The 16,358-nt window shown below is 64.3% G+C and carries 9 protein-coding genes; 1 reads left to right on the forward strand and 8 read right to left on the reverse strand.

The window, feature by feature from the left end; all coding sequences use genetic code 11:
• Positions 1 to 229 precede the first annotated feature (229 nt).
• On the reverse strand, positions 230 to 1,117 hold the full coding sequence (gene mmsB / locus ACI2KG_RS28560) for a 3-hydroxyisobutyrate dehydrogenase (protein WP_404664203.1): 888 nt from the start codon (positions 1,115 to 1,117) through the stop codon (positions 230 to 232).
• A 10-nt stretch (positions 1,118 to 1,127) separates the two neighbouring features.
• On the reverse strand, positions 1,128 to 2,654 hold the full coding sequence (locus tag ACI2KG_RS28565; protein ID WP_400614174.1) for a CoA-acylating methylmalonate-semialdehyde dehydrogenase: 1,527 nt from the start codon (positions 2,652 to 2,654) through the stop codon (positions 1,128 to 1,130).
• A gap of 132 nt (positions 2,655 to 2,786) precedes the next feature.
• On the opposite strand from ACI2KG_RS28565, the gene ACI2KG_RS28570 reads away from it, so the two are divergent.
• On the forward strand, positions 2,787 to 3,737 hold the full coding sequence (locus tag ACI2KG_RS28570) for a LysR family transcriptional regulator (protein ID WP_400614171.1): 951 nt from the start codon (positions 2,787 to 2,789) through the stop codon (positions 3,735 to 3,737).
• Between the two features lie 326 nt (positions 3,738 to 4,063).
• Here ACI2KG_RS28570 and ACI2KG_RS28575 read toward each other — a convergent pair whose 3' ends face one another.
• From ACI2KG_RS28575 to recC, 6 genes are all read right to left on the reverse strand, one after another.
• Positions 4,064 to 4,555 carry an OmpA family protein gene (locus tag ACI2KG_RS28575; protein WP_404664204.1) on the reverse strand — a complete coding sequence of 164 codons (492 nt, stop codon included), beginning with the start codon at positions 4,553 to 4,555 and terminating at the stop codon, positions 4,064 to 4,066.
• A 4-nt stretch (positions 4,556 to 4,559) separates the two neighbouring features.
• Complete coding sequence (locus ACI2KG_RS28580; RefSeq protein WP_404664205.1) at positions 4,560 to 5,831, reverse strand: diguanylate cyclase domain-containing protein; 1,272 nt, start codon at positions 5,829 to 5,831, stop codon at positions 4,560 to 4,562.
• A complete protein-coding gene (locus ACI2KG_RS28585; protein ID WP_404664206.1) occupies positions 5,828 to 6,394 on the reverse strand; it encodes a YfiR family protein in 567 nt (188 codons plus the stop codon). Before ACI2KG_RS28585 ends, ACI2KG_RS28580 begins: the two co-directional genes overlap by 4 nt.
• 231 nt (positions 6,395 to 6,625) lie before the next feature.
• Complete coding sequence (recD, locus tag ACI2KG_RS28590; RefSeq protein ID WP_404664207.1) at positions 6,626 to 8,701, reverse strand: exodeoxyribonuclease V subunit alpha; 2,076 nt, start codon at positions 8,699 to 8,701, stop codon at positions 6,626 to 6,628.
• Entirely contained in the window at positions 8,698 to 12,372 is a 3,675-nt protein-coding gene (gene recB, locus ACI2KG_RS28595) for an exodeoxyribonuclease V subunit beta (protein ID WP_404664208.1), read from the reverse strand. The genes recD and recB overlap by 4 nt, the downstream gene beginning before the upstream one ends.
• Positions 12,369 to 15,851, reverse strand: coding sequence for an exodeoxyribonuclease V subunit gamma (gene recC / locus ACI2KG_RS28600; RefSeq protein ID WP_404664209.1), 3,483 nt, complete (start codon positions 15,849 to 15,851; stop codon positions 12,369 to 12,371). Before recC ends, recB begins: the two co-directional genes overlap by 4 nt.
• Positions 15,852 to 16,358 lie beyond the last annotated feature (507 nt).

Genomic DNA, 16,358 nt, shown 5'->3' on the forward strand with positions numbered 1-16,358 from the left:
TGTCTGGCACCGGCTTTGCCGGTGTTCGCGGGACAAGCCCGCTCCCACAAGTTTCGCTAAATCAATAAGTTAGAGTTTGTTCTATGAGAGCGGGTAAACCCGCTCCTACAACGACCGCGTAATGCCTGTAGGCGTGGACGAAAAAAAATCGCGGTTCAAGCGCCCTGCCCTCTGGTGCGCAGTTACAGAGGGAAGGCCGCCTGGCCCGCGATGAAGCCCACCTCTTGCATCAATCTTTCTTGCGATAACCCTCGACGATGGCCGAGAAGTCCTTGCCGCCCTCGCCGCGCAGGCTCATGGCCTGGTACAGCTGCTGGGCCACGGCACCGAGGATCACCGGTTGGTGGGCCTGGCGTGCCGCTTCGGTCGCCAGCCCCAGGTCCTTCAACATCAGCTCGGCGCCAAAGCCACCGGTGTAGCCACGGGATGCCGGCGCGGTCTCGATAATGCCCGGCCACGGGTTGTAGGTGTCCGAGCTCCAGCAACGTCCGGTCGAGCTGTTGATGATGCCGGCCAGCACCTTGGTATCGATGCCCAGCGCGTTACCTAGGGCCATGGCCTCGGACACGCCGATCATCGAGATACCCAGCAGCAGGTTGTTGCAGATCTTGGCGATTTGACCGGTACCGACCTCACCGCAGTGCACGATGTTGCGACCCATCTGCTCCAGGACCGGCTTGAGGCTGGCAAACAGCTCGGCGCTGGCCCCGACCATGAACGTCAGGGTGCCGGCCGCCGCGCCACCCGTACCACCGGACACCGGCGCGTCGCCCATGTCCACGCCCTTGGCCGCTGCGGCCTTGGACACATCACGCGCGGTCTGCGGGTCGATGGTGCTGCAGTCCACAGTGGGGGTGCCGGGGCGAATGCCGGCCAGCACACCGTCTTCGTTCAGGTACACGCTGCGCACATGGGCAGCAGCCGGCAGCATGGTGATCACCAGTTCGCTGTTGGCTGCCGCGTCCTTGGGCGACGGGCTGATCTGCCCACCCAGTTCGGCCAGTTCGGCGAGCACTGTCTTGTTCAGGTCGAACAGGTTCAGCTGGTGCCCGGCCTTGATCAGGTTACGGGCCATGGGCGCGCCCATGTTGCCCAGGCCGATGAATGCAATACGCATGAGGTGCTCCTTAGCGCAGGCTGATGGTGGTGTTCACACCGTCGTTGACGCTGTCGTCATCGAACCAGCGGGCGGTAACGGTCTTGGTCTGAGTGTAGAACTGCACCACTTGCTTGCCGTACGGGCCGAGGTCGCCGAGCTTGGAGCCACGGGAGCCTGTGAAGCTGAAGAACGGTACCGGTACCGGGATCGGGATGTTGATACCGACCTGGCCGATGTCGATTTCGCTCTGGAACTTGCGCGCTGCCGCGCCGCTTTGGGTGAACAGGCCGGTGCCGTTGCCGAACGGGTTGGCGTTGACCAGGGCGATCGCCTCGTCGAGGGTATCGACCTCCAGGGTCACCAGCACCGGGCCGAAGATTTCCTGGGTGTACACCTGCATGTCGGTCGTCACCCCGGAGAACAGGGTCGGGCCTACGAAGTTGCCTTGCTCGTAGCCCGGCACCTTGACGTCACGGCCGTCGAGCTCCAGCTTGGCGCCTTCCTTGATGCCGCTTTCGATCAGGCCCAGTACACGCTCTTTGGCGCGCTTGGAAACCACCGGGCCCACGTCGGTGCCTGGCTCGCAGCCGGCATTGACCTTGAGCTTGCTGGCGGCGTCCTTGATATCCGGTAGCCATTCGCGAGCCTTGCCCACCAGCACCGCCACCGAAGTGGCCATGCAGCGTTGGCCCGCCGCACCGAAGGCGGCGCCGACCAAGGCGTTGATGGTTTGCGTGCGGTTGGCATCAGGCAGCACCACCGCATGGTTCTTGGCGCCCATCATCGATTGCACGCGCTTGCCGTGCTGGCTGCCGAGGTTGTACACGTGAGTACCCACTTCGGTGGAGCCCACGAAGGAAATCGCCTTGATGTCCTGATGTGTGCAAATGGCATCCACCACTTGCTTGCCGCCGTGCACCACGTTCAGCACGCCAGCCGGTACACCGGCTTCCAGCGCCAGCTCGACCAGCAGCAGGGTCGACAGCGGGTCCTGCTCGGACGGTTTGAGCACGAAGGTATTGCCGCAGACAATAGCCATGGGGAACATCCACAGCGGGATCATTGCCGGGAAGTTGAACGGGGTGATGCCGGCGCAAACGCCGATTGGCTGACGCAGGGTGTAGGTATCGACACCGCCAGCGACGTTCTCGGCAAACTCGCCCATCTGCAGGGTACCGATGGACGCGGCATGCTCCACCACTTCCAGGCCGCGGAAGATATCGCCCTCGGCGTCAGCAAGGGTTTTGCCCTGCTCGGCGCTGAGCACCTGGGCAATGCGTTTGGTGTGTTCGCGGATCAGCGCCTGCAGCTTGAGCATGATGCGCATGCGCGCGCCGATCGGGGTATTGCGCCAGGTCTGGAAGGCGCGATGGGCAGCGGCCACGGCAGCGTCGACTTCTTCGACGGTAGCGAACGGTACGCGCGCCAGCACCTCTTGGGTGGCCGGGTTGACGATGTCGCGCCATTCGCTGGTTTTCGACTCGACCCACTGGCCGTCGATCAGCAGTTTGACCTGCTCGACTTTGGTGCTGCTGGGGGATTGCGGTGCGTTCATCTGCGTTCTCCTTGGAATTATTGTCGGGACGAGATCGCCAGCGCCGGGCAAACGCGAGGTGGCGTCCTGAGGCTTGTTTCGAGTATAGATGTGCAAACATCCTACAAGAACGCACAAAAAAACCGGATCATCATGCAAAAAGACCTCACATCCCTGAGCGCGCTCAACTGGGACGATTTGAAGTTTTTCCTTGAAGTGGCCCGCACCCGCAAGGCCAGCAGCGCCGCCAAACGGTTGAGCGTGGACTACACCACGGTGTCTCGGCGCATCAGTTCGCTGGAAGGCGCGCTGGGTACCCTGCTGTTCGAAAAATCGCGGACCAATGGTTTTGTCCTCACCGCCGAAGGCCAGCGTTTGCTGGGCTACGCCGAGTCGATCGAAAGCACGCTGCACATGGCGTGCGAGCAAGTGTCCGGGTCCGGCGTGGCGTTGTCGGGGCATGTACGCATGGGCTGCACCGAGGGCTTTGGCAGCTTCTTCATCACCCCGCAGCTCAGCCACTTCGTCGATGCCTACCCGGCAATCTCGGTGGATATCCTGCCGCTGCCGCACTTCATCAGCCTGTCCAAGCGCGAAGCCGACATCGTTATTGCCCTGGAAAGGCCGGAGCATGGGCCGTATGTGTGCTGCAAGCTGTGCGACTACCGCTTGCGGCTGTACGCGACCCAGGATTACCTGGACAACCACGCGCCAATTCGCCAGGTGGCGGATTTGGCCAGGCACCCGTTCATCAGCTATGTGGATGATTTGGCGTTCAGCTCGGAGCTGCTGTACCTGGCCAACCTGATTCCCAACGCCAACGCGCATTTGCGCAGTACTAGCGTGATTGCCCAGTACACGGCGGCGTTGCAGGGGCGTGGGTTGGCGATTCTGCCGTGCTTCCTGGCGGCGCAGGACCCGCGGTTGGTGACGGTGTTGCCGGAGGAAATCGAGGTGACGCGGCAGTTCTGGATGTATTGCCGGGAGGATTTGAGGAAGTTGAAGCGGATTACCCTGTTGTGGGATTACATACGTGGGGTGACCGAGGCGAATGCGCCGTTGTTGATGGGTGAGACGCGGGAGATGCGGTTTGCTCAGGAATGAAGGGGTTGCTGCGCAGCCCATCGCCGGCAAGCCAGCTCCCACAAAATCTGCGCCGAACTCAAGGCATACGCAGACCTGTAGGAGCGGCCTTGTGTCGCGATCGGGCTGCAAAGCAGCCCCGGGATCTCAGCGCAGATACACCAATTGCTGGGGCTGCTCTGCAGCCCTTTCGCGACACAAGGCCGCTCCTACACTGACCGTACATTCCGAACCGCAACACAAACCCTGTGGGGGCGGGCGTGCCCGCGAACACCGGCGCAGCCGGTGCCAGGCAACGCATCGCCCGCTCCCATAGGAGAAGGATGCGCTGGCCTGTGGGGCAATGGTCAGTAGGACGCGACCACGATGGACACGCGACGGTTTTCGGTACGCCCGGCGCTGGTGCGGTTGTCCGCCACCGGCTGGCTGCTGCCCAGGCCCCGGCTTTGGATGTTCTGCGCCTGCATGCCAACCCCGACCAGGGCCTTGGTCACGCTCTGCGCGCGGCGCTCGGAGAGTTGCTGGTTATAGGCTGCCTTGCCGGATGAGTCGGCATGCCCGTCCACTCGCACGCCCCGGATACCCACGCCAAGCAGCGCCTTGCCAATGCGCTCGACAATCGCCTGGCTCTGGCCGTTGAGGCTGTCCAGGTCGCTGCCGAACAGCACCTTGCCAGACAGGTCATAAGCCCAGCCTTCATCGGTGGGGGTAAAGCCTTCGCGCTTGAGCACGGCAATCTGTTCGGGGGTAAGGCCCTTGGGCGGTGTGCTCTGGCAGCCGGCCAGCGCCAGCATGGCGAGCAACAAGGCCCACAAGGGGAAACGTATAGCCTGTATCACGGGTTCAACTCCTGTTCTTGATATCGGTGGCGGACCGTTCCGTCTGCGCCACTTGCCAATGGCCACGGCGTTTGCGCTTGGCCTGGTACATCGCCGCATCGGCGGCCTTGAGAAGACTGGCGGGGTCAGTGCCGTCATCCGGGTAATAGGCAATACCGACACTCAGTGAAGTGGCGATACTGCGGCCACTGTCCAGCTGCACCGGCAGCTTCATGCTGGCCACGATCTTTTCGGCAATGTGCTCGGCGTCGCGGCGGGTATGCAAAGGCGTCAGCAGCACGGCGAACTCGTCGCCGCCCAGGCGCGCCACCAGGTCGTGCTCACGCAGCTGCGCGCGCACGCGGTCGGCCACGCTGATCAGCACTTCGTCACCCACGGCGTGGCCAAGGGTGTCGTTGATCTGCTTGAAGTGGTCGCTGTCGAGGAACAGCAGCGCCAGGTGCTCCTGCTGGCGTGTCGCATTGCGCATGCTGCGGCTCAGGCGCCCTTCGAAGAAGGCACGGTTGGGCAGGCCGGTGAGGCTGTCGTGGCTGGCCAGGTGGGCCAGGGTCTGGTTTTCGTTCTGCAGGTGGCTCTGCCACACCTCCAGTTCGTCCAACAGGGCGTTGAAGTCATTGCCCAGCTCGTTGAGCTCGGCAATCGCCGCTTCCGGCACGCGTCGGTCGAAACTGCGCTCGCGACGGGCAGCGTGGGCGACACTGGCCAGGCCGCGTAGCGGGCGGGTAATGTCACTGAGCATGCGCCGCGACAGGTACTGAGCCGCCAAGGCACTGAGGATCGTGCAGAACAGGATGCCGGCCACGCCACTCAGCAGGAACAGCAACAGGCTACGCCCCTGACCGACCAGTTCAATGTGCCCGACCTGTTGTTGCTGGTGCATGATCGGCAGATTGACTGGCTCATCCAGCAAGGCGGTGGCGACCTGCACTTCCAGCTGGGCGAGCATGCCGGTATCGCCGCGCTGCCAGTGCGCCAGCTGCTCGCCTTCGTTGTTGAATACCTTGGCCTCGGCCACTTCCTCGCGACTTGCAATCAGCGCCAGCGACTCATTGGCCGCAGCGCTGTCATCGAACACCACGGCCGCCTCGACGGTGTAATTGATCGAGCGGGCAATCAGTTGCAGGTTGTGGTTGGCATACACACGCAGGGCCAGCACGCCGAGCAGGGTCAGCGAGACACCCGCCAGGCCCACGGCGAGCAGGGCGACACTAAGGTGGCCACGGCCCAACACCGAGCGCAGGGTCGGGCGCACGCCGCGTTTGCGGGTCGGTTTCATGGCTGCACCGCCCGGCGCCGCGACAGTTGCAGCACGCTGGGGTGAATACGCACACCGGAACGCGCCACCGAGTCGAGGTTGACCTCGAAGGCCACCTGCTGGTCGCTGACCCGCAGGCAGAACAGGCTACCGACCGTGCACGGGTCGTTCGCCTCGCTGATGCTCAGCACCGGGTGGCCGCTGACGCGTTCGAACAGTTTGTCGCGCTGGCCTTGGTCGAGCTTGCCGATATAGATGGCGTCGCAGGCCTGGGCGACCTGACTGTCGTCTGCCAGCAGGCGCTTAACCTGCAACGGGCGGCCGGATTCCTGCACATGGCCCTTGATCAGGTCGTCGGCGTATTCGGTCGGGCCGACCAGGCACAGGCGCAAGGGTGAAGGTTCGACGGGCCAGCGGGCGTAGCTGAAGATACCCAGAACCACCTGGGTGACGGCCTTGGCGCGTTGCTGCGCCTGGGCGGCGGTTGTAGCGGATTCTGCCCGGGCGGGGCCTGTAGAAAGGAACAGGACGGCCAGCAATAGCGAAAGCGCACAGCTTGTCACTCGCCTTGCGGCCACGTGCATGTGGGGGTCTCTCAGGTCCTTTGCGGTATCGGCGCAACGATAGCACATGGCCGCACCCGTGTAGGAGAGACACTGGTCTCTGAGGTGTACGCAATCCCTGTAGGAGCGGCCTTGTGTCGCGAAAGGGCTGCACAGCAGCCCCTCGATATCTGCTGCACTGCTGATATCCGGGGGCCGCTATGCGGCCCGATCGCGACACAAGGCCGCTCCTACAAGGGACCGCGTCCGCTATCAGACCTGTTCGAGCATTAACCCCGAAATTCGCCTTACCTTGCGCGCTACCGCCGATTCGAAAATGCCCTGCCGCGGCTCAACCAGGCTGAAGCAATGCTTGGCGCGGGTGATGCCGGTGTATACCAGTTCCTTGGTCAGCACCGGGTTAAGCGCATCCGGCAGCACCAGTGCGGTGTGGCCGAATTCCGAGCCTTGGGACTTGTGCACGGTCATGGCAAACACCGTCTCCACTTCGTTGAGCCGACTGGGCAGAACGAAACGCACCCCGCCGCTGCCGTCGTTACGCGGGAAGGCCACGCGCAGCAGCGGCTCGCCACGCTCGTCGGGCAGGCGCAGGGCAATGCCGATGTCGCCGTTCATCAGGCCCAGGCCGTAGTCGTTGCGGGTTACCAGTACCGGGCGACCTTCGTACCACGGCTGCTGGCTGTCGATCAGCCCGGCATTGTGCAGCACCCGCGCCACCCGCTCGTTGAGGCCTTCAACACCCCAGGCGCCGCGGCGTACCGCGCATAGCAACTGGAAGTCTTCAAAGCTGAGCAACACCTTGCCCGCCCATTGCTCCCAGGCGGGGTCGTCAAAAGCGGTATCGAGCGACGGGCGGTAGCGGCCAAGGGTGCGCAGGTAGCTACGGTAACCTTGCGGGCCTTCACTGCCGCGGTTGAGGCCGTCTAGCAGCAGGCGGTCGAAGGCGCGGTCCTGCTCGTGCTTGAGGGCCAGGCTGTGCACGTCAGCCGGCGGGGTAGCCAGCAGGTTGCGCGCCGCGTGGGAGTCCTGGCGGTTAACCCATCGGGCCAGTTGGCCAATGCCGCTGCCTTCGCCAAAACGCCGTGAAAACCGCAGCATCACCACTTGCTGGGCCAGCGGATGGCGCTGTTGATCCCCCGTCTTGAGGCCGCTGCCGGCCAGGGACTCGCCACTGATCTGTTCAAGCCACGCGGCGGTCGCCGGTGAGTAATAGCCTTCCTCGGCGTCCCGACACAGGTCGCCCAGCACCGCACCCGCCTCGACCGAGGCCAGTTGGTCCTTGTCACCCAGCAGGACAAGACGTGCCCGTGGCGGCAGGGCATCGAGCAGGTTGGCCATCATTTCCAGGTCGATCATCGACGCTTCATCGACCACCAGTACATCCAACGGCAGCGGGTTGCCGGCGTGGTGGCGGAAGTGCCGCGAGCCCGGGCGGCTACCGAGCAGGCGGTGCACGGTACTGACTTCGGTCGGGATCTGCCCGCGCACGTCGGCGCTGACTTGCAGGCGTTCGACCTGCTGGCCAATCGATTCGGTCAGGCGCGCAGCGGCCTTGCCGGTCGGGGCCGCCAGGCGGATGCGCAGCGGCCTGCCCTGCTCCACTGCCGGTGCTTGCAGCAACGCCAGCAGGCGCACCACGGTGGTGGTCTTACCGGTGCCGGGGCCGCCGGTGATGATGCTGAAGCCAGCCCGTGTGGCCAGCGCACAGGCAAGCTTCTGCCAGTCCACCTGCCCGGCGGGTGCCCCTCCCTCGAACAGTCGGGCCAGGCGTTCTGGCAGGTCAGCTGGCGGTGCTTCAGCCTGTGTCAGGCGCTCGCGCAAGGTATGGTCGATGCGCCGCTCGTAGCTCCAGTAACGGCGCAGGTACAGGCGCTCGCCACTGAGCACCAGCGGCCGTGCCTGCTGGCCTGGTGTATCGCCAGCGGCAACCAGTGGGCTGGCAGCGATGCGCTGGCGCCAGGCATTCAAATCGAGGTTGGCCAGCAGTTGCGATGGCAGCAACAGAGGGCCGGTCAGGGCATCGCCTTCCGGCGGCAACGACAGGGCAAAGTCAGGCTCGGCCAAGGTTTGCTGCAGGTCGAGGCAAACGTGACCATGGCCCAGTTGGTGGCTGGCCAATGCCGCCGCCAGCAACAGTAGAGGGTCGCTGCCGGGCGCACGCTCTTCGAGGAACGACACGAATGCACGGTCCAGCGCACGCAGCCAGCCGCGCTCTACCCAGCGATCAAGCAGTTGCAGCAGGTCGCCGCTGTCACGCTGCGGCGCCAGCGCCAGCAGGTGCTCGGCGTGCAACGGGGTGGGCAACAGGTCGACAAGGCTGCGGCTCATAACTCGGCTCCGGCAAACAGGTCCTGCTGTACCGGCGGGTGCTCGCCACGGAACAGTGCATCGAGGCTTTCGATCAGCTCGCGCGGTGGCTTGACGTAGTACACGCCATGGCCACTGCTGCTGGCACCGCGCAGGAAGATGAACAGGCCACCGCCAACATGACGGTCGTAATCGTAATCCGGCAGGCGCGCGCGCAGCTGGCGATGCAGGGCCAACAGGTACAGCACGTACTGCAGGTCGTAACGGTGCTCAAGAATGGCCTTTTCCATGGCCAGGGCGTCGTATGCCTGGATGTCCGGGCCCAGCCAGTTGGACTTGTAGTCGGTAACGTAATAACGCCCGTCCAGCTCGAACGCCAGGTCGATGAAGCCCTTGAACATGCCGTTGAGCACGGTGGGCTGCGCCGCCGGGCGCGCCAGCCCCTTATGGGTATGGCGTGCCACCAGGCGGTCGAGTTGTTCGGCGTCGACCCGGTGGCTGGCGAACCAGAATTCCATTTCGATCTGGTAATGACGCAGTTGCCCCAGTGTCACGCGCTGTTCGCTGCCCGGCAGAGGCAGCGCCTCACCCAGCAAGCGCTGCATCCATTGGCTGAGGGTGGGGATCCAGCCGGTCCAGTCGCGACGGTTGCAACGCTGGCCAACGGTTCGTTCGATCAGTTGCGGATTACCGCTGATCTGGCTGAAACCTTCGCGGCCTGCCCATTCCAGCAAACCATGCAGGAAGGTGCCGGGGTTCGGCCCACGCGGGAAGCGGTGGATATCACCGCTGTCGGCCGGGACTTCGCGCAGCAGCTGGGCATCGACCACCTCGTCATCCAGCAGTTGCTGGGCCTGTGAGCTATCGGCCCCGAGGGTCTGGTCACCCACGCGCAGGGCACTGTAAGACGCAATCCACCAGTGCTCGGCGGCAGCCCGGCGTGGCTTGCGTGCCGGCAGCAGCTCGCGTTCAGCGTGCGGCATGCGATACACCTGCTCATCCGCCTGCGGCAGGCCCGGGCAGGTGATGTACGGGCACGTTGCCGCCAAGGCCTGCAACCAGTCGTTCAACTGCGTCGAGGCGGCCAGGGGAAGGCCACCACCCAGCAGGTAGCCGAAGGCCGAGCGGTGCAGCTGCGAGCTCTTTTGGTTGCCACGCTTGAGGTCGGCGACACCCAGCCAGCTGGCATGCTGGGCGCGGGTCAGGGCCACGTAGAGCAGGCGCAGGTCTTCAGCCAGGCGCTCGTCGTCGGCGCGCTCGATCTGTTCCGGGTTGGGCGTCAGGGTAAGGTGCGCATTGCCCTCGCTATCGTGCCAGGCCAACGGCAGGCGGCTGCCGTCGACAGGCTTGCTGGTGCAGATGAATGGCAGGTAGACCAAGGGATATTCCAGGCCCTTGGATTTGTGGATGGTTACCACCTTGACCAGCTGCTCATCACTTTCCAGCCGTAGAATCTGTTCTTCACCTGCCTGGCCGGAACTGGCCAGGTGCTCGGCCAGGTGCCGAATCAGCGCCTGTTCGCCGTCCAGTTCGCCGGCGGCCTGCTGCAGCAGTTCGGCGAGGTGCAGCAGGTTGGTCAGTACCCGTTCGCCATCGGTGCGGCGAATCAGCGTGCGCGGTAGCTGAAAGTCATGCAGCAGGCGGCGCAGCATCGGCAGCACACCCTGGCGCTGCCAGGTGTCGCGGTAGTGGCGAAAACGCATGACCCAGCCTTCCCACACCCGTTCGTCCTGGTTCAGGCGGTCCAGCGCAGCTAGCGACAGGCCAAGGGTAAGGCTGGCCAAGGCGGCCTTGAGCAGGCGTTCCGAGTCGGGCTCGGCGCAGGCCTTGAGCCAGGCCAGCAGGTCGTGGGCTTCTTGCGCGGCGAACACCGAGTCCTTGTCGGACAGGTACACGCTGCGCACATCACGCGCGGCCAGCTCGGCGCGGACCATTTGCGCTTCATGGCCATCACGCACCAGGATGGCGATGTCCGAAGGCAGGCACGGGCGCAGTTCGCCGTCGGCATTCCGGAAGCCGGCCGTGCCTTGCTGGCCGCCATTGAGCAAGGCGACGATATGGCTGGCACAGCTAGCTGCCAGCTGCTGGCGGTAGACCGTGCTGGAAACCGGTTCTTCGCTTTCCAGCTGCCAGCATTGCAGGGCTGCGCTGGTTTCACCGTCAATCATCAACTGCTCGCTACGGCCTTTGGCGCGCACTTCGATGAACGGCAGCGGGTTGTCATGGGCCTCGCGAAACAGGAATGCCCCGCGCCCCGTTTCCCGCGCCTCGGCCTGCAGGAACACCTGGTTGACCGCCGCGACCATGGCTTTGCTGGAGCGGTAGTTGGTGTCCAGGCTGTGCAGCCGACCACGGGTGGCACGCCGTGCGGCGAGGTAGGTGTAGATGTCGGCGCCACGGAAAGCGTAGATCGCCTGCTTGGGGTCGCCGATCATGAACAGGCCGGTTTCCGGGCAGTTTTCGCTGATCTGGTAGATGCGCTCGAAAATGCCGTACTGCACCGGGTCGGTGTCCTGGAATTCGTCGATCAACGCCACCGGGAACTGCTCGCGGATCAGCCCGGCCAGGCGCTCGCCGGCCTCGCTGGCCAAGGCGTGCTGCAGGCGCACGAGCATGTCGTCGAAGCCCATTTCGGCGCGTCGGCGCTTCTCCACTTCAAAACGTGCCGACACCCAGTTGGCTGCGTGCTCAAGCAAGGGCGCATCCGGGCTGTCCAACGCTTGCAGTTGTTGCGGCAAGGTCTGCATGGCATTCAGGGCCGGGTGCTCGGGTGGTTCGCCCTTCCAGGCCTCGGCCATGCCGGCCGGTGTCAGCCGGGCGAAGCCGGTTCCCAGGTCGAGTTCCACCTGTTGTTCATCACCTGCCCAGGCGCAAAGCTTGTCGAACCACGGCTCAAAATACCGCGCCTGCATCTTGCGGCCATCGACCTGCTTGGCTGCCAGCGCATCGCGACAGATCTGTCGCAACTCTTCAGCCCACTGCGCCCATGGCGCCTTGAGCCGGGCCAGCTGTTCGCCACGTTGCTGCAACGATGCCTGGATCAGTGCCGCCGGTTCTGGCCCGTCCTGCTGGGCACGCACGCGCCCGAACAGCGGGCGAATACGCGGTAGCAAGGCGTCGGGGCTGCCCCAGTGGCCGCGCACCCAGGCCAGCGCGTCACCCTGCATGCTGTAGCAGAAGCGCCGCCAGTAATCGCGCATGACCTGGCCCAGCAACTCGCTATGGTCGGTCTCCAGGGTCTGGGTAAACAGGCTGCCGCTGTCAAAAGCGTGCTCGCGCAGCATGCGCTGGCACCAGCCGTGAATGGTCGAAACCGCCGCTTCGTCCATCCACTGCACGGCAATTTCCAGGCGCCCGGCACAACGCGGCCAGGCCTCTTCAGGGTAATCGTCACGCAATTGGTGCAGCAGCGGGTCGGCGCCTTCCAGTTCGCCACGGAAAAACCGTGCGGCTTCCGCCAGGCGGGCGCGGATACGTTCGCGCAGCTCCTTGGTGGCGGCGTCGGTGAAAGTCACCACGAGAATCTGCGGTGGCAGCAACTCGCGCTCGAAACCCTGCTCGCCACCGTGACCGAGGATCAGGCGCAGGTACAGCGCCGAAATGGTGAAAGTCTTGCCGGTGCCGGCACTGGCCTCGATCAACTGGCTGCCATGCAGGGGGAAACTCAGTGCCAGGGGACGGACCTGGGTCATGCGCCTTTCTCCGGGTTGCCCAGGGTTTGCCAGGGGGCGGTGAACAATGGGCGGTACAAGGTTTCGCACCAGCCTTCAAAGGTTTCGTCAGCGCTTAGCGCGGCGAAATCGCGGAACTGCCGGGCCAGGGCAATGCTTTCGCTGCGCTCGCCGAAGCGGGTGCGTTCATCGCCCTCATAGGCACGGGCGGCGGCGGCCAGGGCCTTGTCGGCATCGTCCTGGGCCAGCCAGGCAAATGCGGTCTTGGCAGCGACCGACAGTGGCGCGTTCATTGCGGCCTGACGGGCCACCAGCAGGTCTCCCAGCAGCTGCGCAGCCGTTTCTTGCGGCAGCGGCGCAAGCAACAGGGTCAGGTCGCTGGCTACCAGCGCACTGTTGTAGGGGTAACCCGCCGCGCAGGCCGCCAGGTGCGTGACCCAAGGCGCGATCAACCGGTGCCATTTGAGGTTGTTGCGCCCGGCACTGATGGTGTTGGGTACCGTGGTGATGCTGAGCAGGCTCTGGTCATCGGCCTGGAATACCCGGCCCAGCCAGCCTTCCAGACGGTGCCGGCCGTGTACGAAATGAATCGGCAAGGCGCCCTCGACCAGCTGTGGCCAGCGCTGCAACAGTTGCTGATGGCGCTGTAGCAGGTCGGGGAGGGGTTCGATCAACTCGCTTTGCAGCAGCTCGCCGAACCCGGCCAGTGGCAGCAAGCCGCAAGCTTGCAGGCGCCGGGCCTGGGCCCGCAGCGCCAGTTCGGCATTGTCTGGCTCGGCCAGGGCGGCGCCAAGCAGGCTTTCGCTGGCGCCGTAGCGTTGCAGGGTGTCGAGGACGAAGGGTTCTTCGTCCGGGGTCGGCGCTTCCAGTGCTTCGAAGTACACCTTCAGGCGCTGGCTGAAGAAGTGCCGCACCGGGTGGCGCAGGAAGTCATTCAGTTGCGTCAGGCTTAGGGCTTCATCGTCGTCATAAGGTGGCAGGCCGGGGTCTTTCTGCTCCTCGTCCTCGCCTTGCTGGTGCAACAGCTGCCATTCGTGGGCAAAGCTGAACAGCGGGCTGCCCTTCTGAAAGTATCGTGGGCTGAACGGTTGCAGCGGATGCTCCTGGGTCAGGGCGTGCAACAGTTGCTCGCCCGGTTGCTCTGGCTGCCCCTGCTCCGCGCCATCCAACTGCCAGCCCGCGGCGATGTGGTCGCGCAACTGGCCAATCAACACCGAGGCCGGGCGTTCGCTGTTATCGCGAATACTGCGCCCGACCCAACTGACATACAGCTGGTCACGTGCCGACAGCAGCGCTTCGAGCAACAGGTAGCGGTCGTCTTCGCGACGTGAGCGGTCCCCGGGGCGGTAGTCGCTGGCCATCAAGTCGAAGTCTAGCGGCTGCTGCGCACGCGGGTAGTCGCCATCGTTCATGCCCAGCAGGCAGACCACCCGGAACGGGATAGCCCGCATGGGCATGAGGGTGCAGAAATTAACCGAGCCAGCGAGGAAGCGTTGCGACAGCTTGCCCTGGTCCAAGCCTGACAGCCAGGCTTCGCGTACCACGGTCAGCGGCAACGGATCTTGCAGGCCCACGGCCTCGCACACCTCAAGCCAGCTGTCGCGCAGGTCCTGCAACTGCATCACCAGGAACTCGTCATGCTCGCCCTCGGCGAGGAAGAACACTTGCAACAGGGCATGCAGGCGCTCGCCCCACTGGCCGACGGTGGCAGGCTCGGACAAGGCCTGGCAGGCGACGTCGAGCGCATCGAGCAGGGCGACCAGTGGGCCGATCAGGGCGGCATCGAGCCCCCCGATTTCATCGTAGGGTTCGATGCCATCACAAGCCTCACCAACACCCACTGCATAACCGAGCAGCATGCGCCGCAGGCCGAAGCGCCAACTGTTCTGCTCAAGCCCGGCAGACAAGCCCAGGCTGGCCCGCTGCTCGGCGTTGAGGCCCCAGCGAATGCCTGCGCCCTCGATCCAGCGGTGCAGGGTGGGCAAGTCGTTTTCACGAATGCCGAAGCGGGCGCGCAGTGCCGGTACGTCCAGCAGATCGAGCACCTCACTGACCGCGAAACGGCTGTCGGGCAGTTTTAGCAGGTGTTCGAGGGCGATCAGCAAAGGCTCGCGGCCACGCTGGCCCTGATCGGTCAGGGTGAACGGGATGTAGCGCGGGTCGTTGCGTTGCAACTGGCCAAACACAGCACGGATATGCGGTGCGTAGGTGTCGATGGCCGGCAGCATGACGATCACGTCACGCGGGCGCAAAGTGGGGTCGGCGCTGAAGCGGGCCAACAGCTGGTCGTGGAGGATTTCCACTTCGCGTTGCGGGCTGTGGGCTACGTGGAATCGGATCGAACGGTCCTTTGCCGTGTCGACTGGCGGCCAAAGCTCGCGGGTTTCGGCGAGCGGGCGCAGCTCCAGGATATCGTCCTGCAGTTGGTTGAGTAGCGTGGTGGGGGAGCCGTCACTGAACAGGTCGATGCGGCCATCGCTGAACACGCCTTGATAGCTGCCCGGGTCGTCATAGCTGTCGAGCAGGTTGATGTAGTCGCGGCCTTGCTTACCCCAGGCGGCCAGCAACGGGTGGGCATGCTGGTGCAGCGACTGGTCGTCCAGTTGCAGGGGCATGCCTTGCTTGCGTTGCTGGCGTTTGTACTGATGGCGCAGCAGGTCCTTGTCGGCAACGATGTCTGCCCAGTGGTGACGGCAGGGGTTGTGCACGCACAGCAGCACCTGGCTGAACCGCGCCAGGCCTGCCAGCGCTTCCAGGGCCTGGGCGGGTAGCGAGGAAACACCGAACACGATGACGCGCGGTGGCAGCCCGGGGGGGGCCTGTTCAAGGCTGTTTATCCGTTCGATGAAGCGTTGATGCACACCGGCTCGGCTCTGGGCCATACCCTGTTCACCGACATCTTCCAGCAGGGCCCGCCATAGCTCCGCCTGCCAGCGGTTACCCGGCGGCAGCGCTTTACGCTCACCACGGGCAGTGTTGAGGATGTGCTCGCCGGCAGCCCAGTCCTTGAGCCAATCGGCGCGGTAGACCTGATATTGGTCGAACAGGTCGGCCAGGCGCTCGGAGAGCTGGTAGCGCTTGCGCAGGTCGCTGTCGTCGGTGAGGAAGCGGCGCAGCGGCTCGAAATGCGGGCGCTCGATCAGGGCTGGCAGCAGGCGCATCAGGCGCCAGGTCAGTGGGGCCTTGTCAAGCAACGACACCTCGGGAATTTCGTCGCGGCCCAGCACACTGCGGTACAGCTGCCACATGAAGCTGCCGGGCAGCTGCACGTCGATTGCAGCGGCGATGCCACAGCCGCCCAGGTCATCTTCCAGCGGGTCTTCGGCCAGAGCCAGTTTCAGCCATTGGGCGATACCGTTGCTTTGCACCAAAGCGATTTCGTTTTCCAGCGGCGCCAGGGGGTAGCGACGCATCCAGCTCACTACCAGGCTGCGCAGGTCGTCGAGGCGGTTGCCGTGAACGATCATGAAGCCGGGGTGGAGATGGGTGGTGGTGAGCATCGGGAGGTCTCTGGCAGGCGCTTGGGGCTGAGGGGGAACGATATCACGCGGGCGTTAAAGGGCCGAATGCCAGCAGGCTCCTCACCTGTTTACGCGGTCCCTGTAGGAGCGGCTTTAGCCGCGAACACCGGCGAAGCCGGTGCCATGCACCGCGTTGGATTCTTCGCGGGCTCGCCCGCTCTCATAGAACAAACTCTAACTTATTGATTTAGCGAAACTTGTGGGAGCGGGCTTGTCCCGCGAACACCGGCAAAGCCGGTGCCAGACACCGGGCTGCCTTCTTCGCGGGACAAGCCCGCTCCCACAATGGCCATTGTTCTCTGCGAGACAGCGCAGCCCGGAAGGGCTGGGTGATCTCCCACAGGGAATCGGGCATGACCGAGGATCTGCGTACGGCTCGAGATTTTTCGGCCCACAAAGACAAAACCCCTACCTGCATGCGCAGATAGGGGTTTTGCGAAATGAATCTTGACGATGACCTACTCTCACATGGGGAAACCCCACACT

Origin of the sequence: Pseudomonas sp. NPDC089407 (assembly GCF_044900445.1) — a bacterium.
Lineage (GTDB): Bacteria > Pseudomonadota > Gammaproteobacteria > Pseudomonadales > Pseudomonadaceae > Aquipseudomonas.

Coding starts and splice junctions, on each gene's coding strand:
- ACI2KG_RS28565 (WP_400614174.1), bottom strand. CDS start 2,654: ATGAACGCACCGCAATCCCCCAGCAGCACCAAAGTCGAGCAGGTCAAA.
- ACI2KG_RS28580 (WP_404664205.1), bottom strand. CDS start 5,831: ATGAAACCGACCCGCAAACGCGGCGTGCGCCCGACCCTGCGCTCGGTG.
- recD (WP_404664207.1), bottom strand. CDS start 8,701: ATGAGCCGCAGCCTTGTCGACCTGTTGCCCACCCCGTTGCACGCCGAG.
- recB (WP_404664208.1), bottom strand. CDS start 12,372: ATGACCCAGGTCCGTCCCCTGGCACTGAGTTTCCCCCTGCATGGCAGC.
- ACI2KG_RS28585 (WP_404664206.1), bottom strand. CDS start 6,394: ATGCACGTGGCCGCAAGGCGAGTGACAAGCTGTGCGCTTTCGCTATTG.
- ACI2KG_RS28570 (WP_400614171.1), top strand. CDS start 2,787: ATGCAAAAAGACCTCACATCCCTGAGCGCGCTCAACTGGGACGATTTG.
- recC (WP_404664209.1), bottom strand. CDS start 15,851: ATGCTCACCACCACCCATCTCCACCCCGGCTTCATGATCGTTCACGGC.
- mmsB (WP_404664203.1), bottom strand. CDS start 1,117: ATGCGTATTGCATTCATCGGCCTGGGCAACATGGGCGCGCCCATGGCC.